This window comes from Flavobacterium sp. WV_118_3 (genome assembly GCF_039778605.1).
GTDB lineage: Bacteria > Bacteroidota > Bacteroidia > Flavobacteriales > Flavobacteriaceae > Flavobacterium.
In genome coordinates this window covers 1,838,497-1,856,217 of record NZ_CP156060.1, presented here as the reverse complement: position 1 = coordinate 1,856,217, position 17,721 = coordinate 1,838,497, and the positions used below count along the sequence as shown (strand labels likewise).

Annotated in this window: 22 protein-coding genes; 10 read left to right on the top strand and 12 right to left on the bottom strand. The window is 40.6% G+C overall.

The window, feature by feature from the left end:
* Positions 1–92: 92 nt before the first annotated feature.
* Positions 93–1,721 carry a carboxyl transferase domain-containing protein gene (locus tag ABFU83_RS08630; RefSeq protein ID WP_347070112.1) on the bottom strand — a complete coding sequence of 543 codons (1,629 nt, stop codon included), beginning with the start codon at positions 1,719–1,721 and terminating at the stop codon, positions 93–95.
* A 177-nt stretch (positions 1,722–1,898) separates the two neighbouring features.
* On the opposite strand from ABFU83_RS08630, the gene ABFU83_RS08625 reads away from it, so the two are divergent.
* Together ABFU83_RS08625 and ABFU83_RS08620 are read left to right on the top strand one after the other, a co-directional pair.
* A complete protein-coding gene (locus ABFU83_RS08625) occupies positions 1,899–2,543 on the top strand; it encodes a DUF47 domain-containing protein (RefSeq protein WP_136402937.1) in 645 nt (214 codons plus the stop codon).
* A 30-nt stretch (positions 2,544–2,573) separates the two neighbouring features.
* Positions 2,574–3,641 (top strand): inorganic phosphate transporter, encoded by a 1,068-nt coding sequence (locus ABFU83_RS08620; protein WP_347070111.1) that lies wholly within the window; start codon positions 2,574–2,576, stop codon positions 3,639–3,641.
* A 51-nt stretch (positions 3,642–3,692) separates the two neighbouring features.
* Here the strand turns inward: ABFU83_RS08620 and ABFU83_RS08615 are convergent, their stop codons facing one another.
* Complete coding sequence (locus tag ABFU83_RS08615; protein ID WP_347070110.1) at positions 3,693–4,112, bottom strand: hypothetical protein; 420 nt, start codon at positions 4,110–4,112, stop codon at positions 3,693–3,695.
* A 141-nt stretch (positions 4,113–4,253) separates the two neighbouring features.
* On the opposite strand from ABFU83_RS08615, the gene ABFU83_RS08610 reads away from it, so the two are divergent.
* Genes ABFU83_RS08610 through ABFU83_RS08600 form a run of 3 tightly spaced genes read left to right on the top strand, consistent with a single transcriptional unit; the run spans position 4,254 to position 7,000 of the window.
* Entirely contained in the window at positions 4,254–5,267 is a 1,014-nt protein-coding gene (locus ABFU83_RS08610; protein WP_347070206.1) for a bifunctional oligoribonuclease/PAP phosphatase NrnA, read from the top strand.
* Positions 5,268–5,270: 3 nt separating this feature from the next.
* Positions 5,271–5,879, top strand: coding sequence for a gliding motility-associated peptidyl-prolyl isomerase GldI (gene gldI / locus ABFU83_RS08605; protein ID WP_347070109.1), 609 nt, complete (start codon positions 5,271–5,273; stop codon positions 5,877–5,879).
* Between the two features lie 20 nt (positions 5,880–5,899).
* Positions 5,900–7,000: a peptidylprolyl isomerase gene (locus ABFU83_RS08600; protein WP_347070108.1), complete on the top strand. Its 1,101-nt coding sequence runs from the start codon at positions 5,900–5,902 to the stop codon at positions 6,998–7,000.
* Positions 7,001–7,043: 43 nt separating this feature from the next.
* On the opposite strand, the gene creD is transcribed toward ABFU83_RS08600, so the two are convergent.
* The 3 genes from creD to ABFU83_RS08585 form a co-directional block, all read right to left on the bottom strand.
* On the bottom strand, positions 7,044–8,318 hold the full coding sequence (gene creD / locus ABFU83_RS08595; protein ID WP_347070205.1) for a cell envelope integrity protein CreD: 1,275 nt from the start codon (positions 8,316–8,318) through the stop codon (positions 7,044–7,046).
* Between the two features lie 141 nt (positions 8,319–8,459).
* Positions 8,460–8,756, bottom strand: a complete 297-nt coding sequence (locus tag ABFU83_RS08590; protein WP_347070107.1) for a transcriptional regulator — start codon at positions 8,754–8,756, stop codon at positions 8,460–8,462.
* Positions 8,757–8,761: 5 nt separating this feature from the next.
* Positions 8,762–9,370, bottom strand: a complete 609-nt coding sequence (locus tag ABFU83_RS08585) for a hypothetical protein (RefSeq protein WP_347070106.1) — start codon at positions 9,368–9,370, stop codon at positions 8,762–8,764.
* A gap of 37 nt (positions 9,371–9,407) precedes the next feature.
* Here ABFU83_RS08585 and ABFU83_RS08580 point away from each other — a divergent pair, with 37 nt between their 5' ends.
* The gene (locus ABFU83_RS08580) at positions 9,408–9,767 is read left to right on the top strand and encodes a hypothetical protein (protein WP_347070105.1); all 360 of its coding nucleotides are present in this window, start codon (positions 9,408–9,410) and stop codon (positions 9,765–9,767) included.
* A gap of 2 nt (positions 9,768–9,769) precedes the next feature.
* Positions 9,770–10,123, top strand: a complete 354-nt coding sequence (locus ABFU83_RS08575) for a DUF1801 domain-containing protein (protein WP_347070104.1) — start codon at positions 9,770–9,772, stop codon at positions 10,121–10,123.
* Positions 10,124–10,187: 64 nt separating this feature from the next.
* Here ABFU83_RS08575 and ABFU83_RS08570 read toward each other — a convergent pair whose 3' ends face one another.
* From ABFU83_RS08570 to ABFU83_RS08555, 4 genes are all read right to left on the bottom strand, one after another.
* A complete protein-coding gene (locus ABFU83_RS08570; RefSeq protein WP_136402847.1) occupies positions 10,188–11,033 on the bottom strand; it encodes a hypothetical protein in 846 nt (281 codons plus the stop codon).
* Positions 11,034–11,048: 15 nt separating this feature from the next.
* Positions 11,049–11,867 carry a 3-deoxy-8-phosphooctulonate synthase gene (kdsA, locus tag ABFU83_RS08565; RefSeq protein WP_136402848.1) on the bottom strand — a complete coding sequence of 273 codons (819 nt, stop codon included), beginning with the start codon at positions 11,865–11,867 and terminating at the stop codon, positions 11,049–11,051.
* A 91-nt stretch (positions 11,868–11,958) separates the two neighbouring features.
* Complete coding sequence (locus ABFU83_RS08560; protein ID WP_347070103.1) at positions 11,959–12,426, bottom strand: 2-dehydro-3-deoxyphosphooctonate aldolase; 468 nt, start codon at positions 12,424–12,426, stop codon at positions 11,959–11,961.
* Positions 12,427–12,428: 2 nt separating this feature from the next.
* The gene (locus ABFU83_RS08555; RefSeq protein WP_347070102.1) at positions 12,429–12,914 is read right to left on the bottom strand and encodes a DUF4199 domain-containing protein; all 486 of its coding nucleotides are present in this window, start codon (positions 12,912–12,914) and stop codon (positions 12,429–12,431) included.
* Positions 12,915–13,031: 117 nt separating this feature from the next.
* Here ABFU83_RS08555 and ABFU83_RS08550 point away from each other — a divergent pair, with 117 nt between their 5' ends.
* Complete coding sequence (locus ABFU83_RS08550; RefSeq protein ID WP_347070101.1) at positions 13,032–13,592, top strand: YeeE/YedE thiosulfate transporter family protein; 561 nt, start codon at positions 13,032–13,034, stop codon at positions 13,590–13,592.
* A 1-nt stretch (position 13,593) separates the two neighbouring features.
* The gene (locus tag ABFU83_RS08545; protein ID WP_347070100.1) at positions 13,594–14,007 is read left to right on the top strand and encodes a DUF6691 family protein; all 414 of its coding nucleotides are present in this window, start codon (positions 13,594–13,596) and stop codon (positions 14,005–14,007) included.
* A 46-nt stretch (positions 14,008–14,053) separates the two neighbouring features.
* Here ABFU83_RS08545 and ABFU83_RS08540 read toward each other — a convergent pair whose 3' ends face one another.
* Positions 14,054–14,329: an ATP-dependent Clp protease adaptor ClpS gene (locus ABFU83_RS08540; RefSeq protein ID WP_347070099.1), complete on the bottom strand. Its 276-nt coding sequence runs from the start codon at positions 14,327–14,329 to the stop codon at positions 14,054–14,056.
* Positions 14,330–14,355: 26 nt separating this feature from the next.
* On the bottom strand, positions 14,356–15,189 hold the full coding sequence (gene prmA, locus ABFU83_RS08535) for a 50S ribosomal protein L11 methyltransferase (RefSeq protein ID WP_347070098.1): 834 nt from the start codon (positions 15,187–15,189) through the stop codon (positions 14,356–14,358).
* 89 nt (positions 15,190–15,278) lie between these two features.
* Here prmA and ABFU83_RS08530 point away from each other — a divergent pair, with 89 nt between their 5' ends.
* Positions 15,279–16,496, top strand: coding sequence for a porin (locus ABFU83_RS08530; RefSeq protein WP_347070097.1), 1,218 nt, complete (start codon positions 15,279–15,281; stop codon positions 16,494–16,496).
* A 105-nt stretch (positions 16,497–16,601) separates the two neighbouring features.
* Here ABFU83_RS08530 and ABFU83_RS08525 read toward each other — a convergent pair whose 3' ends face one another.
* A complete protein-coding gene (locus ABFU83_RS08525) occupies positions 16,602–17,663 on the bottom strand; it encodes a nitronate monooxygenase (RefSeq protein WP_347070096.1) in 1,062 nt (353 codons plus the stop codon).
* Between the last annotated feature and the right edge of the window lie 58 nt (positions 17,664–17,721).

The window sequence follows — 17,721 nt, the reverse complement described above, 5'->3', positions numbered from 1 at the left end:
TTTAATCCGGGTAAGTAAAGTAGTAATATAAATAAAAAATCTACTGCTTACGGATAAGTAGTAGATTTTTAAAATTGTTACAGTATGTTGTGTTAAACCTGGATTACGCCAAGATTAAACGGTTTTTCGATAGGAGCGTGGTTGGCAGCTTCGATTCCCATGGAGATCCATTTACGGGTATCCAACGGATCGATAATGGCATCGGTCCAAAGTCGTGAAGCGGCATAATAAGGCGACACCTGCGCATCGTAACGCGCTTTGATTTTATCGAACATTTCGGCTTCTTTTTCCGGAGTCAGTTCTTCTCCTTTTGCTTTTAGCGAAGACGCTTCAATTTGTAATAAAACTTTAGCAGCCTGTGCGCCACCCATAACGGCTAGTTCGGCACTTGGCCAGGCGAAAATTAATCTTGGGTCATAGGCCTTTCCGCACATGGCATAATTTCCGGCGCCATAGGAGTTTCCTACCACTACGGTAAATTTGGGAACAACGGAGTTGGATACTGCATTTACCATTTTGGCACCGTCTTTAATAATACCGCCATGTTCGGATTTGGATCCTACCATAAATCCGGTTACATCCTGAAGGAATACCAACGGGATTTTTTTCTGATTACAGTTGGCAATAAAACGGGTTGCTTTATCAGCACTGTCGGAATAAATAACACCACCAAACTGCATTTCGCCCTTTTTGGTTTTAACCACTTTACGCTGGTTGGCTACGATACCAACAGCCCAACCGTCAATGCGGGCATAGCCGGTAATAATCGTTTGCCCGTATCCGGCTTTATATTCATCGAATTCTGAATTGTCTACCAAACGATTAATGATGTCCATCATATCGTATTGTTCAGAACGCGCTTTCGGTAGAATACCGTAGATTTCGTTTTCATCCAAAGCAGGTTTGGCCGGTTTTTCACGGTTGTATCCGGCTTTTTCAAAATCACCGATCTTACCTACAATATTTTTAATGGTATCCAAAGCATCTTTGTCGTCTTTGGCTTTATAGTCGGTTACTCCTGAAATTTCGCAATGTGTAGTCGCACCGCCGAGCGTTTCGTTATCAATTGTTTCGCCAATAGCGGCTTTAACCAGGTAACTTCCGGCCAGGAAAATACTTCCGGTTTTGTCTACAATCAGCGCTTCATCGCTCATAATTGGAAGGTAAGCACCACCGGCAACACAACTTCCCATTACAGCAGCGATTTGGGTGATTCCCATACTGCTCATGATAGCATTATTGCGGAAAATACGACCAAAGTGTTCTTTATCGGGAAAAATCTCATCCTGTAGCGGAAGGTATACGCCGGCACTATCTACCAGATAAATAATCGGCAATTTGTTTTCCATTGCGATTTCCTGTGCTCTCAGATTCTTCTTCGCGGTTATCGGGAACCAGGCCCCGGCTTTTACGGTAGCATCATTGGCTACCACAATACATTGTTTTCCTTTGATATATCCGATTTTTACCACGACACCACCGGAAGGACATCCGCCGTGTTCTTTGTACATACCTTCGCCTACAAAAGCACCGATTTCGATACTTTTTGAGTTGTTGTCCAATAAATAATCGATGCGCTCACGGGCAGTCATTTTGCCTTCAGCGTGTAATTTTGCAATTCGTTTTTCGCCACCTCCGAGTTTTACTTTTGCTAAATTTTGTTTTAATTCGGAGACTAAAAGCTTGTTATGATCTTCGTTTTTGTTGAAGTTTAAGTCCATTATATGTTGTTTCGCTTTGAGTTTGTTTGTTGGAGCGCTAATTTACGATTTAATTACCAATAAAAAAGAAGGTGTCTGTCGAAGTTTTTACGGGGGATTAATTAAACATGAATTGTTATTTAGTTAACGTTAGCTTAACATTACAAGGGTAATTTCGCGTCATTAAATTAACATATGATGTCATTAAACAACATTTTCCAGTTTTTAGTACCGAAAGATAAGAAATTCTTTCCTCTTTTTGAGCAGGCTTCCATTAACCTGATCCAATTGGCAGAAACCCTTCACGAAGCAGTAAATGCGCCGAAAAACGAAAGAGAAGAGTACTTCAAAAAGATTGAAGAGTTAGAAGCTAACATCGAAGAAATTACCCATAAAACGAACCTGGAACTAAGCCGTAATTTTATCACGCCATTCGACCGTGAAGATATCCACGCTTTGATCACAGCTATCGATGATGTAGCCGATTATATGCATGGAGCAGCAAGTAGAATGCGTTTGTATCAGGTAGAAAAAATCACAAAATCAATCCGTAAATTAACGGAAATCAACTTAGAAGCGTGTCAGCATATTGGGAATGCGATTAAGGAATTAAAAGACCTTAAAAACTTAAAAGCTATTGCTGATGCTTGTAAAAAAATCAACAAACTGGAAAGTAAAGCGGATAACGTATTTGATAAAGCCGTAGCGGATATTTTCGAAAACGAAACCGATGCTAAAAATATCATCAAATACAAAGAAGTACTATCGGCATTAGAGACAGCTTCCGACAAGTGTAAGAGTGTTGCCAATGTTTTAGAATCGGTAACGGTTAAATATTCATAACAACAGTCATCACCCCAGAAAACAAATCGTATGGATTTTACATTACTTGTCATAATCATTGTATTAGCACTGATTTTTGATTATATCAACGGTTTTCACGATGCGGCCAACTCGATTGCGACCATCGTAGCCACAAAAGTACTGACACCATTCCAGGCAGTATTATGGGCGGCGGCCTTTAACTTCGCAGCTTATTTTATCTCCATGTACTGGATCGGTGAATTTAAGATTGGTAACACAATCGCTAAATCGGTTAACGAAAACTTTATTACCCTTGAGGTGATTCTGGCCGGACTTATCGCGGCAATTATCTGGAACTTATTAACCTGGAAACTGGGAATTCCGTCTTCATCGTCCCACACTTTATTGGGAGGATTTATGGGAGCAGCATTGGCACATGCCGGCGCTTTATCCGATAATGGAGTAGACGTAATTAATTACGCTAAAGTAATCCCAACATTCCTGTTTATTTTCTGCGCCCCGTTAATCGGTATGTTTATTGCCTATCTGATTACCATTTTAATTATGAATATCTGCCGAAAGGTCAATCCGCATAAAGCTGATAAATGGTTTAAAAAATTACAGTTGGTGTCTTCGGCCTTGTTTAGTTTAGGACACGGAGGAAACGATGCCCAAAAAGTAATGGGTATCATCGGAGCAGCTGTAATCTGTTATCATATGAATATTGGTGACGTAGCCTATACTGCTTTGGATTCGAGTCACCGTTTTTCACACTTTGTAGAAGACTGGGCCTGGGTTCCGTTTGTGAGTTTCCTGGCTATCGGTTTGGGAACGCTAAGTGGTGGATGGAAGATCGTTAAAACGATGGGATCTAAAATTACCAAAGTAACGCCTCTTGAAGGTGTGGCAGCCGAAACGGCCGGTGCGGTTACCTTATATTTAACCGAGCATATGGGAGTTCCGGTATCAACCACACACACCATTACCGGTTCGATTATCGGGGTTGGAATTACAAAACGTATTTCAGCGGTACGATGGGGTGTAACGATTAACCTGTTATGGGCCTGGATTCTTACGATTCCGGTATCGGCTTTGATCGCAGGAATCATGTATTATATTTTGAAAATGTTCCTGTAATTCGGGAAATTGAAATAAAAAAAGAGCTGTCATCCGACAGCTCTTTTTTTATTATTTATCTTTTAAATATTTCATGTTGTAAACCACAATCCGGTCGTTATAATAGATATACATTTGTTTGCGGTTGCCTTGTTTTTTACGGGTATAAATGGCAATCGTACAATCGTCTCCTTCGTTGGTGACGCATTGAAAAGAAGCAATGTCGTCTGTAGGTGTTGATTTAACATCGAAATATTTAATGATTTTAAACAACTGCTCGACGTTGGAATAAATCATAATCCGGTTTTTTTGGGTATTCAGATCAATAATGATTTCCGCTTTACGGAATTCGGTATAATCGCTCCATTTTCCTTTTTTGTCCTTTTCGGCCACGCTGACACCTGTTGTGACAAAACGGTAATCCTGACTGTAAAGCTGACTGCTTCCGGATAGAAACAGCAAAAAGAGTAGGGCTTTTCGAATCGTTTTCATTTTAGTACTATGCTTTAATGGGACAATAATACAAAAAAAACGTCCGGAATGCCGTATTATTTTGGTGGTTTTTTCGAAACCTTTATTTTTAAGGAAATACTAACCCTTTTGTGAATCAAAAAAATGTAAATTCGCAGCATGATGAATAAAAATGAAATGGAAGCGATCCATACGTTATTGGCCTCGCCAAAAAAAATCGCGATCATTCCCCATCGAAATCCAGACGGAGACGCTATGGGGTCGACACTGGCATTGTACCACACTTTTTTACAACTGGGCCATAAGGCGGTTGTCGTAGCGCCCAATGAGTTTCCGGATTTTTTAAACTGGCTTCCGGGAGCCGATACGGTTCGGGTTTTTGAAACCCAGAAAAAAACATGTGAAACGCTGATCAATGACGCGGATATTGTTTTTACATTAGATTTTAACGCTTTACACCGAACGGGTGAACAGATGGAGAATTTCCTAAAAACGTTGACGGAAAAATTATTCATCATGATCGATCACCACCAGTTGCCGGATACGTATGCAAAATATACGTTTTCTGATACCGGTTATGGCTCTACCTGTGAAATGGTGTATACATTTTTAACCGGATTGGGGTATGCCAATTTGATCAATAAAACGGTGGCAACCTGTATTTATACTGGAATTGTAACCGATTCGGGGTCGTTCCGTTTTCCGCTTACAACCAGTACGACACATCGTGTCGTAGCCGATCTGATCGACCGTGGTGTGGAAAACAGTAAAATACATAACCTGCTGTTCGATACAAGTTCGTACAACCGTTTGCAGTTATTAGGCCGCGGTTTACAAAACTTAAAATTGCTACCGGAATACAAAACGTCCTATATCACCTTAACTCAGGACGAACTGGATCAGTTTCATTATGCGAAAGGCGATACCGAAGGGATTGTCAACTATGGACTATCGATTAAAGGAATTGATTTTACGGCTATTTTTATCGAAAACAAAGAAGAAGGTATCGTGAAAATATCGTTCCGTTCGCAAGGCGGTTTCGATGTAAATCAATTTGCACGCGAACATTTCAATGGCGGCGGACATATCAATGCGGCCGGCGGAAAATCCTTTTTAACATTAGACGAAACGATACAACAATTTATTGCTATTTTAGCGTCTGAAAAGACAACATAAGTTATGAAAAGAATCTATTTCTTAATGCTGGCCGTTTTGGGATTTGCTTTTACAAGCTGTTCTCAGCAACAGGCACGGCAGCCGATTTCGCATAGTTCGGGAACTTTTATCAAAGAATCGATCAAGCGAAATAAAAAACTGATCGCCAATGAAGAATCGCTTATCGAGGCGGTGATCAGTAAAGATACCGCAAAGGCCTATGTTGCTTCAGCCAAAGGATACTGGTATCGTTATGACGTCAAAAATGACAAAGAAACCCTGACACCTAAAAAAGGGGACATCGCTTATTTCGATTATAACATCAGCGATTTGGACGGTAAACAGATTTATTCGGAAGCCGATTTAAAATCGCAGGTCTACCATGTGGACAAGCAAAACATCATGATGGGGCTTCGCGATGGTATCAAACTGATGAAAAAAGGAGAGAAGGTAACCTTCTTATTTCCGTCGCATATGGCCTATGGTTATCATGGAGATAATGATAAAATCGGTACCAATCAACCGTTAATTTGTACGGTTACGTTAACCGATTTAAAACCGGGCGCTTCCGAAAAAAACAAGCCGGCTCTGAAAACCGAAACTGAAAATACAAAAAACCAACCCGAAAACTAGTAATAATTATCAATTTAAAAATGAAATCAATGACAAGTTTATTTGTAGGCCTTGTTGCATTATTTAGTTCTTGTACGTCATCTTACGATAAGTTAGGCGACGGGCTTTATGCCGATATCGAGACGAATAAAGGTAACATAATCGTTAAATTAGAATACCAGAAAACGCCGGTTACCGTAGCGAATTTTGTATCGTTAGCCGAAGGTAAAAACCCTTTTGTAAAAGATAAATTCAAAGGGAAACCCTTTTATAATGACGTTAAATTTCACCGAGTGATCAAAGATTTTATGATTCAGGGTGGTGATCCGGACGGAAATGGAGAAGGCGGACCAGGTTATAAATTTAAAGATGAAATCGCACCGGAATTAAAACATTCCAAAGCGGGAATCTTATCAATGGCCAATGCCGGACCGGGAACAAACGGAAGTCAGTTTTTTATCACGCATAAAGCAACGCCATGGTTAGACGGAAAACACAGTGTTTTTGGAGAAGTGGTTCAAGGTATGGATATCGTGAATAAAATCGAGCAAAACGATGTAATCAAAAAAATCACGATCATCCGTATTGGAAAAGACGCTAAGAAATTTGATGCTCCAAAAGTATTCAAAGGATACTACGATACCGAATCGGTAGCACAAAAGAAACTGGCTGAAGGATTGAGCAAAATTAAAACGGAAAAAGTAGCGGCATTTGCAGCAGCAAAAACGGGAGCTACTAAAACACAATCCGGATTGGAATATGCTATCATTAAAAAAGGAAGCGGTAAAAAACCAGCTGCCGGAACACAGGTATATGTGCACTATGCCGGTTATTTCGAAAACGGAGACTTGTTTGATACCAGCTATGAAGATGTTGCAAAAGCTTTTGGTAAGCTTGATGCCAACAGAGCAGCTGCAAATCAGTATACCCCATTCCCGTTCCCTTATGGTAATAAAGAAGGTTTAATCCCGGGCTTTATCGAAGGATTGGAAAACATGTCTTTTGGTGATAAAGCGATCCTTTTTATTCCGTCGCATTTGGCTTACGGAGAAAGAGGTTATGCGATTATTCCACCAAACACCAATTTGATTTTTGAAATCGAAATGTTAGAAACGCCACCGGCGCCAAAAGCAAAACAATAAATAAAAGTAAAGTCCCGATTTAATCGGGACTTTTTTTATGGGATTAATTGCTGTTCCAGTCAATTTTTCGCGAAAGATACATTACGAGTCCAAGGATGATAAATAGACCAATACTACCTACCAGAAGGGCATAATTTTCCATCTGAATGATAATATAGATAAACACATACAAAGCCGATAGCGACGTACCAATGAGTAATGGAAACTTGGGATTTTTCAGAATTGAAAACGAATACAAACTGATCATCAGAACGACTCCAATACCGGAAAGGATATACGCCAATCGGAAACTACTGTGCTCGGTGATCGCGATAAGCAACGTATAAAATAATACCAGCGCAATACCAATCATACAATACTGGAAGATATGGATGCGGATTTTACTGATGGACTGAATCAGGAAAAACGTCAGGAACGTAAGACCAATCACCAGAAAGCCGTATTTGGAAACGCGCTCGTTTTTCTGGTATTCGTCAACCGGTACGATAAAATTCACCCCAAAAGCATATTTGCTCAAATCCGGCAGACTGTTGAAATACTGCTGCGAAAACGCTCTGTTGATGTGAAGCACTTTCCATTTCGCCTGAAAACCATCATTGGTGATCACCTTAGTTTTATCATTCGGAAGGAAATTACCGGTAAAACCAGGACTGTGCCAGTTGGATTTCATACTCATTTCGGTCGTTTTTCCAATCGGAACCATTTTGATCAGCTGACTACCATCGTATTTGATTTTAAACTGAAAGCTCGTTGGAAAAGTAGCGGCTGTCATATTGATAGGGCCGGTTTCCAACGCTTCAAAACCGGAATTGCTGTTGTAAATCGGTTCGAAAGTATAGGGTTTGCCGCCAAAAGTAATCCCCACTTGATCTTTAATACTCTTTAGATTGGTGGTCTGAATCAAAATGGTCGCCTTATCCCAATGTATATTTCCGGCCGGAATATTCTGGATGTCGAAATCCGGTTTTATATACGAACCTTTAAAATTCATTTCGGCGGTATAAACGGTAGCATCATAAATATTCCGATTTAAGGGTTTGGTTTCGACCGTCGTCTGATTTTCCAGTTTTTCCGGGAACAGATAGGCATATTTATAGTATTTGCTATTGACTTCGGTATACGGTACTTTTAAAATAGGTCCGTAAAAATTGACACTGCTTCCCCATTTCTCACTCACTTCTTTAATCACCTCGTTTTTCCGTTGGGAACGTTCTGAGATTAAGTCTTTGACAAACTGCAACGGTATAAGCAGAAACAGTGCCAGAAAGCCAATCATGATCATTTTGACCGTTGGCGTTTGAAAAAAAGGAGTAGGCATTTTGGGAAGGTTTACTTCCGGTCTGGAAGTGTCTTTGTCTGATTGATGGTCCATGTTGATTTGATTTAAGGTTATTGAATTTTGTTTGTTTATTTTTTAAAAGTACTTTGAAATTCAAAGTTAATAGCTAAAAAAATAGTCTTAGTGTTTTTGGATTAATTTTTCAAGGGCATCAATATGCTCCTGAAACGCTTTGCGACCGTCCTGGGTTGCGTTATAGCGGGTGTTTGGTTTTTTTCCGATAAACTGCTTTTCAATAGCGATATAGTTTTCACTTTCAAGGGCTTTGGCATGACTGGCCAGATTACCGTCGGTCACGCCCAAAAGCTCTTTAAGCGTCGTAAAGTCAGCATACTCGTTAACCATCAGTATGGACATAATACCCAAACGGATCCGATGGTCAAATGCTTTATTGATATTTTCGATGAGACTTTTCAAAACAATTATTTTCGGTCGTATTTATAATGCATCACAGCGCCATAGAGGATATGGCAGATTCCGAATCCAAGCGCCCAAAAGTACAAACCATAATTGGAAAAAGCTACGGATAATAACCCTAAAATGATTTCGGTAATCCCAAGATAGCGAACGTCCCGTAGCGTGTATTTACTGGCGTTTAAACAAGCCATGCCATAAAAAATTAGGGTAGTGGGAGCGATCAGATCGTAATAACCTTTTTCGAATAATAATAGCGCCAGAATGCCACCGGTAACCAAGGGAATAAAAAAGTTGATCAATAACCTTTTGGAAGAGGAATTCCATACTTTTTCGCCTGTTTTTTTGGCTTTATTAACGGTGAAAATATACGCCGTAATTAAAGAGACAACCAGTACGACCAAAGCCACCAAAACCAGTTGTTGGAACAGAGAACTGTCAACGGAAACATAGGCTCCGGTGTTGGTACGGATCAGATAGTGAGCTACGAAAGCGCCAATCAAAGCATAGGCACCGGCCAAAACCCCGGAAAGACCACTTAATGAGATAAACTGAGTTGATTTATTCATCAAGTCCTTGATGTCTTTTAAATCCTGTAAATAATTATTTGTATCCATTTAAAAGTACTTTGAAAAACAAAGTAAGTAATATTTTTTGAAACGAACAATTTTTTTGCAAAAAATAAATCTAAAAGCCAATTCATCGGAAATTACCAAAACAAGTGATATGTTTGTAAAAAGATTTAAAAGGATGCGTATAGTAGGCTATTTTCTGGTTATCATCGGCGTGTTGTTTGGGGTGTATCTCCTGATGGCGCTTATTGGTATTACAACATTTACGGAACATCTAAAAGGGGAGAAACCCAGTTTTCTGATTGTGTACTATATGGGAATTGTAGTGGCGATGGTGGTATTGGCTGTAGCCGACTATCTACTGATTCGCTACGGTCGACGCCTGATTCGTAAGGCAAAAAAGAATGTACAGAACGTTTCTTCAGAGGAAAGACAAGCATAAGTATGAAACCGGCCGACGTATATATTATCAACCAACCGGAACCGTATCGCTCGATATTATTGCATTTAGTGGCGGTTTTGGAGATGACATTGGAAACCTCGTATCGTTTGGAATGCAAATGGACCGTTCCGTATATGTATTATAAAGGCCGACCTTTTTGTTTTCTGAATGCGAGTCATAAAGGACAGTTTGTCGATCTTGGTTTTTCAAGAGGTTTTAAACTTTTGCAACATCAGGAGCTATTAGTGTCGGAAGGACGGAATACAATGAAATCACTGCGTTACCAATCGCTGGAAGGAATAGATCCGATTGTCTTAACGGATTTGATCCAAGAAGCGATGGCGTTATATCCATAAAAAAAGGCTCCAAATGGAGCCTTTTTTGTCGAGTATTTTTCTCTTGCTTCTGTTCTCTTTTAGCTTATATTCTAAAAATACCTCCAAAAGCAATCACACGTTGTAAAAACATAAAGTGCTGTGATGCTTTATCGTCGTTGCTATATGTGGTTTTGATATCATTCATGTTGATATAACCTCCTTTTAATTCGGCCTGAATAAAGAAGTGTTTAAAGAAAGTCAGGTTCAGTCCGGCTTTGGCTGAAAGTCCGAATCCGGAAATATGGAAATCGTCATGACGTTCTTTATTAAACAATTTGGCATTGGTTTTTGGAAATAAAACACCGCCACCAACACCTTCGGTTACATTGATCTGAAATACATCCGTATTGGTAATTCCAAACCATTTTGAGATATCGTCCACTCGTGAAAATTCCGTGTTGATATAGTTTAATCCGTCGGTATGTTCGAACGTAAGGAAACTTTCATCGGTTAAATCTACCATTCCATTGCTCACGACCGTGTTGTTGTATTCCGCTGGATAATTCCCGGAAATACGCGCCACCTGATCCTGTTGCATTACATATTTCATATGGTCTACACCAATCGAAATGTTATATTTGTCGGTGATAAAATAACCTACACGCAGGTTGGTTTGTGGAATTGTCATTCGTCCCGGGTTGATATAGTCAATATGCCATCCTTTGGGTTTGTCCTGAGCCGCAACATCATGAAGCGTAAAATCGTAATCGGCACCTTGAAAATGGATGTCCGAATTGGTAAAATTTGCGCGGTTTCCACCCCAGAAAACGTAAAACTTACCCTTGTTATGCGCCGTGTATTTTTCAGGTGTGATTGCTTCTTCCTGAGCAAAGGTGTACTGTGAAAAAACACAAAAAGTTAGCACAGCCATTAAAAATGGATGTTTCATTATCGATAGTAAAAATTAAAAAGAATTTACAGTTTTACGGATCGCTACCAGTTTTTGCATCAACCCTTCAAAATAATCCAGATGTAGCATATTGGCACCGTCGCTTTTCGCATTGGCAGGGTCGAAGTGGGTTTCGATAAAAATACCGTCAACACCAACTGCGATTCCGGCTTTGGCAACCGTTTCGATCATATCCGGACGACCACCGGTAACGCCGGCCGACTGGTTGGGTTGTTGTAGCGAATGCGTCACATCAAGTACCGTAGTAGCAAATTGTTGCATGGTTGGGATTCCCCGGTAATCCACAATCATATCCTGATAACCAAACATGGTTCCGCGATCGGTTACCATCACGTTTTCATTTTGGCAGTCCAATACTTTTTGTACCGCGTGTTTCATACTTTCCGGACTCATAAACTGACCTTTTTTTAGGTTTACAGTTTTCCCGGTTTGCGCCGCAGCCACCACAAGATCCGTCTGACGTACTAAAAAGGCAGGAATCTGAAGAATATCCACATATTCGGCAGCCAATTCGGCATCGTGGTTTTCGTGAATATCGGTAACGGTTGGTACGCCAAATTCCTTGGATACCTTTTGAAGTATTTTCAAGGCTTTTTCATCTCCGATACCGGTAAAACTATCGATTCGGGAACGGTTAGCCTTTTTAAACGAGCCTTTAAACACATAAGGAATGGCAAGCTTGTCGGTGATGCCTACTAATTTTTCGGCGATTCGCATGGCCATTTCCTCGCCTTCAATGGCGCAAGGTCCGGCCAATAAAAAGAAATTTCCGCTATCAGTATGTTTGATTTGCGGTATATTGGATAAGTTCATAATGGATTCTTAAAAAGTGACACAAATATACAACAAAAATCCTTCCAAAAAACGTTTCGGAAGGATGCGATTTCTTATAGTATTCTTAAAATTAGTGAGTTCGGGATGGGTTTTTCTTAATGGATAAACCTTTAGGACACATTATTTTGCCTTTTTCGAAAGTGTTAAAATAAAGGACCACCGGTTTGGACTGGCCTTCCCAGGTTACCGTGTACATAGCCAGCATTCCGGCACCTACGCGGTTGTGTTTGGTTGGAAACGGACAACAGGTTCCGGTTTTTTCGAAGCTTAATTTTTGCCCGTCAGGACCTTCCAATCCGTTAAAAAAGTAGGTCACATTATTTTTTTCCTGCGATTCGGATATAAATCCGATATTGATTGGATAGTCCGAATCATATCCGTATTTGGCGTTATCGCTATACTCGGTCAGTACATAATAATCCCCGCGAAGAATAGGGCGTGAAGCGTTTTCGTCAATATTTTTAATAGTCGATTTGGTGCTGATACAGGAAGAAACCGACAGCGCCAGTACTAGCAGGGCAAAAGCTGTTTTTTTCATAATTAATTTCGGTTTTTGGTCTGAATAAAATAAGCGGCAATTGCCGATAATATAATTCCTAAAGACAGGATGTTTAAAAATCCTTGTGAAATAAAGCTCTGAAGGTTAAAATAACCGGTTGCAAATTCCTTATTGCCCGGTTTGGTTTTCATCACATTCGCAATAGCATTGTCGAAAAAGTCCGGAGAGATTATCTCGTGAAAAATCACCTGTACCAGTGGGCTTATAGCAGCGATCAGCAACGTCAGTATAGCGCCCGAAATAAACGCCTGTTTATAGGTAATGGTACCGTTATAAAAAGTCGCCTTTTTTTCTTTTAATGCCAACGTAAAAACGATACTATATACGATTCCGAACAGCAAACTGATATAGAAATAACTACTGATCTTTTCGTCGTGAAAGCCGGCAATTTTCTCTAAAAACAGCCATAAAACAGTGGCTACGGAAAAAATGATACTCCATTTTATTTCGGTAAAAAACTTTTTCATCTGCGGATAAATTTATGGTTTCAAAGGTAGCAGAATATTTGGTTTGCCGAAAATTATGTAATCAATGTTACACAAAATACTGGTCGAATAAGTACTTTTGCCCTAAATCAGTTTTTTATGGAAGTACTTTATGGAACCTGGCCCTGGTATATATCGGGCTTTTTGATCGGAATGGTGATGCTGGCGCTACTTTATTTTGGCAAAGCATTCGGAATGTCATCTAATTTACGAACCTTATGCAGTATTGGCGGAGCGGGTCGTTTTGCCGATTTTTTCCGATTTGACTGGAAAGCACAACGCTGGAATCTGGCAGTGGTTTTTGGAGCCATGTTGGGCGGTTTTGTAGCCGTTCATTTTTTAAGCGACGGAAGTGGTGTTAATCTAAACCCAACCACGGTAGAACAATTGGCAACGATGCATATCGAAGCGCCGGAAGGGAAACTGGCTCCGGATTCGTTAATGGGTTTTGAAGCCTTAAAAAATCCGAAAACCTTTATCATTTTATTGGCAGGAGGCTTGCTGATCGGTTTCGGAACGCGTTATGCCGGCGGATGTACATCCGGACATGCTATTTCCGGGTTAAGTAATTTACAGTTGCCTTCGCTGATTGCCGTAATCGGGTTCTTTATCGGCGGATTGATCATGTCCCATTTTCTATTACCTTTAATTTTCAGATAAGATGAAATATATCAAATTTATACTGGTTGGTTTTGTATTCGGAATCGTACTAACCAAATCGGAAGCGGTATCCTGGTACCGTATTTACGAAATGTTCCAGTTCCAGTCGTTCCATATGTTCGGAATCATTATGGTTGCGGTAATGACCGGTTTTATCGGTGTTCAGTTGATCAAACGTAAAAACCTAAAAGATTATACCGGTGCGCCTATTGTGATCGAACCGAAAGAAAAAGGATTGGCCCGTTATATTATTGGCGGTACGTTGTTTGGATTGGGTTGGGCAATGGTTGGTTCGTGTCCGGGACCGATTTTTATCCTGTTAGGCGCCGGATTCTGGGGCGCGGGCGTGATCCTATTGGGTGCGCTTTTGGGAACCTATATCTACGGATTGTTAAAAGAGATATTGCCACATTAAGAAGTGGTTTTGAAAATAAAAAAGTCCCGATTTTATCGGGACTTTTTTATTGTATTTCAGCGCTTAAACCGGCATCTAACAGTGAAGAACACTGCGGTTTCAGGTCGTTATACGAACCGGTTTTTACCGTGCATTTCCCGGTATAATGAACCAGAATGGCACATTGCTCGGCTTGTTCGGCGGTATGGTCGCAAACGCGGATTAAAGTGTCAATTACGTGATCGAAAGTATTTACATCGTCGTTAAACAGTACAATTTCATTATTTAATGAAATCAGTTCTTCAACCGATACGCTTTCTAAAACTTTTTCCTGGGTACTCATAATCAGAAGCTTAGTTTAAATTTTAGCTAATTTACATATTTTAAAGATACCCAATTGTTCTTTTGGAACTTTTTAACATACGTCAGTCCTTTTTCGGTACAAGACGCATCGATAAACGGAATATCCTCTTCGTAGAACCCACTTAGCAATAGGATACCGCCTTTATTCAGACGATCTACATAAGCCTGCATATCGTTTAGTAAAATATTACGGTTGATATTTGCTATGATCAAGTCGTATTGCTGATCCACTAATAACGAAGCATTGCCTTCGTAAACCGTGATGTGTTTACAGTTATTGCGTTCTGCATTTTCGATTGAATTCAGGTAGCACCAGTTGTCGATATCAATAGCATCGATGGGTTGCGCACCACGCATCTCGGCTAAAATGGCCAAAATTGCCGTACCACATCCCATATCAAGGGTTTTCATTCCGGTTACATCTGTCTCCAACAAGTGTTGCGCCATCATAAATGTTGTCTCATGGTGACCGGTTCCAAAACTCATTTTTGGTTCGATTACGATATCGTATTGCGCGTCATTTTTTTCGTGGAAAGGCGCGCGAATCTGACAAATACCGTCAATGTCGATTGGTTCAAAATTCTTTTCCCATTCTTCATTCCAGTTTACCTGTTCGATTTCTTCTATAGTATAGGAAATGGTAAATTCCTCCGAATGTAAAATTTGTATATCGTCCAGAATATTTTCATTCCACAGCTCTTTTTGAACGTAAGCGGAAAGCCCGTTTTCGGTTTCGATAAAACTTTCGAAAGCGGTTTCTCCCAGTTCGGCGATTAAAATTTCAGAACCTAACTCTTTGGGTTCCACGGAGAAGTGGTATCCTATATAATTATTTTGCATAACATTAATTTTTCGCAAAGGTAACATTATCTTAATATCGTCAGCCAATAAATAACATTAGTTTTGCTCCTAGATAACACAACACTAACATGAGAATACAACTAACTTTTGTTTTACTGTTCGTCGCAGCCGTACTACAGGCGCAGGACATTAAGATTAGCACCAAAGATAACGATTTAAAATTAGCGGCATTGCCCTATTACAGTTACGGTAAGGGACTTGGAATTACTTCTGCCGACAGTCTTTTCCAGTTAAATATTCGTTTCCGGATGCAAAACCGTATCGGGTTTATCAAAAATGAAGGGGAAGACGATGCGTACGATGGACAGATTCGTCGTTTGCGTTTGCGTTTCGACGGTTATGTAGGAAACCCGCATTTTCTGTATGTGTTGCAATTATCCTTTGCACCGGGCGATGTTGGCGAAATTCACGATGGTGAAAACATCAATATTATCCGGGACGCGGCAGTTATTTACCGACCAAACCGAAACTGGAGTTTTACTTTCGGGCAAACAAAATTACCGGGTAACCGTCAACGGGTCAATTCATCGGGAGCGTTACAGTTAACCGATCGTTCGATAAATAATGCCAAATTTAATATTGACCGGGATTTTGGACTTCAGGCATATTATCTGAATGAGAAAAAAGATCAGTTTTCCTATAATTTAAAAGCGGCCGTTACTACCGGTGAAGGTCGTAACTGGACTAAAAGCCCGGATAACGGTGTGGCTTTAACCGGTAAGATCGAATTGTTTCCATTAGGATCGTTCACCAAAGACGGATCGAATTTTGAAGGCGATCTTGCCCGCGAAAAAACACCCAAATTATTGTTTTCGGGTGCCTATCATCAAAACAATAACGCCAGACGAACCCAGGGTCAGTTAGGAGACGATTTATACCAGCAAAAAACCTTGCGTTCCTTTTTTGCCGATGCGATGTTTAAATATAACGGTTGGGCTGCTATGGCGACCTATATGTCCCGTGCGTCACATAATCCGGTAGCGGTTGATCCGTTGGATCCGACCGTAACGAATTATGCTTATGTAGGACATGGAATGGATTATCAGTTGAGTTATACGTTTCCGACGAATTATGAAATCATCGGCCGATTTTCAACGCAAAAAGCGAATAAGGATATCAAAGCTTTTACGCCGGATACCAACGAATATACCCTTGGCGTAACCAAATACCTTTGGGAGCATGCCTTTAAATTGCAAACCGAATTTACCTACGATCGACTGAGTTTTAACGACGGATCGACCAAAAACAACTGGTATGTTCGCTTCCAGATTGAAATAGGTATTTAAAAAGATTATTCTTTTGAAGAGACACCTGACAGGTATGGAAAACCTGTCAGGTGTTTTCTTTTAGAGTGTGTTTTTCTTTTAAAGGATAAAACAGATAAGGTGTTTTTAGTTGGTTAATTCCGCCTGTCGGATCAATTCCCGGAAAATCGCGGTGCAATCCGGTAAATGGATTTTAGGCGCCGATTGACCCGACCATAGATTGGTAAAATCACCTTTATTTTGTTGTTGGGCTTTTTGGCGCAATGCGGTCGTCAGACTATTTTGAATCGGATAGGGAAGTGGTGTCAAACCGGAATGCTCCACTTCGGCCATAAATTGATTTTGCAAACCGCGAGCCCATCGTCCGGAAAACGCACGGGTAAGTTGACTATCGGTATCTTTTGCCGTCAAGACCGCCTGCTGATAAGCCGGTATCGCCAGACTTTCGGTTGTGGCAATAAAAGCCGTTCCGATTTGCACCGCGGAAGCGCCCATAGTAAAAGCCGCTTTAATGGTTTTCCCATCGTTGATCGCTCCGGAAGCCAAAACCGGTTTACCAATGCGATTTACAATTTGCGGAACCAATGCTATCACACCAACTTGTGGTAACGGAATCGTTTCCAGAAAAGTACCGCGATGACCGCCGGCTTCAATACCTTGCGCCGTGATCATATCGACACCTTTTTGGTCTAATAGAAGCGCTTCTTCCAAACAAGTCGCCGTTCCGATTAAAATGGCGCCACTGGCTTTTGATTTCTGCAGACTCTCATCATCCGGAATCCCGAACGTAAAACTCACAATAGGGATTTGTTCGGCAATCAGAATATCGATTTGTGTTTTATAGGAATAAAAAGGGAGTGTTCTCACGTTTACTTCCGGGAATTCCAATCCATGTCTTTTGCTAAGATCAACCAGGAAATCCTGCATTTGTGCAGCCTGATTCCGATTTACTTCCGGGATTGTATGCGCGAACAGATTGACGGTAAACGGACGCTCGGTAAGTTGTTTGGTTTTTCGGATTAGTTCGGTTGTTTTTTCCGGCGATAAACCACCAACGGGAAGTGATCCCAATCCGCCTTCATTGGCAATGGCGGCCACCATTTCGGGAGTGGTTACGCCCAACATTGGCGCTTGAACGATTGGATATTGAATGTGTAACTTTTCGGTAATGGAATGGAACCGGTTCATGGTAAATGTTTTCTCAAATTTATGAAAATGGCCGCCGTAAAACCGGGTTTGGGATATA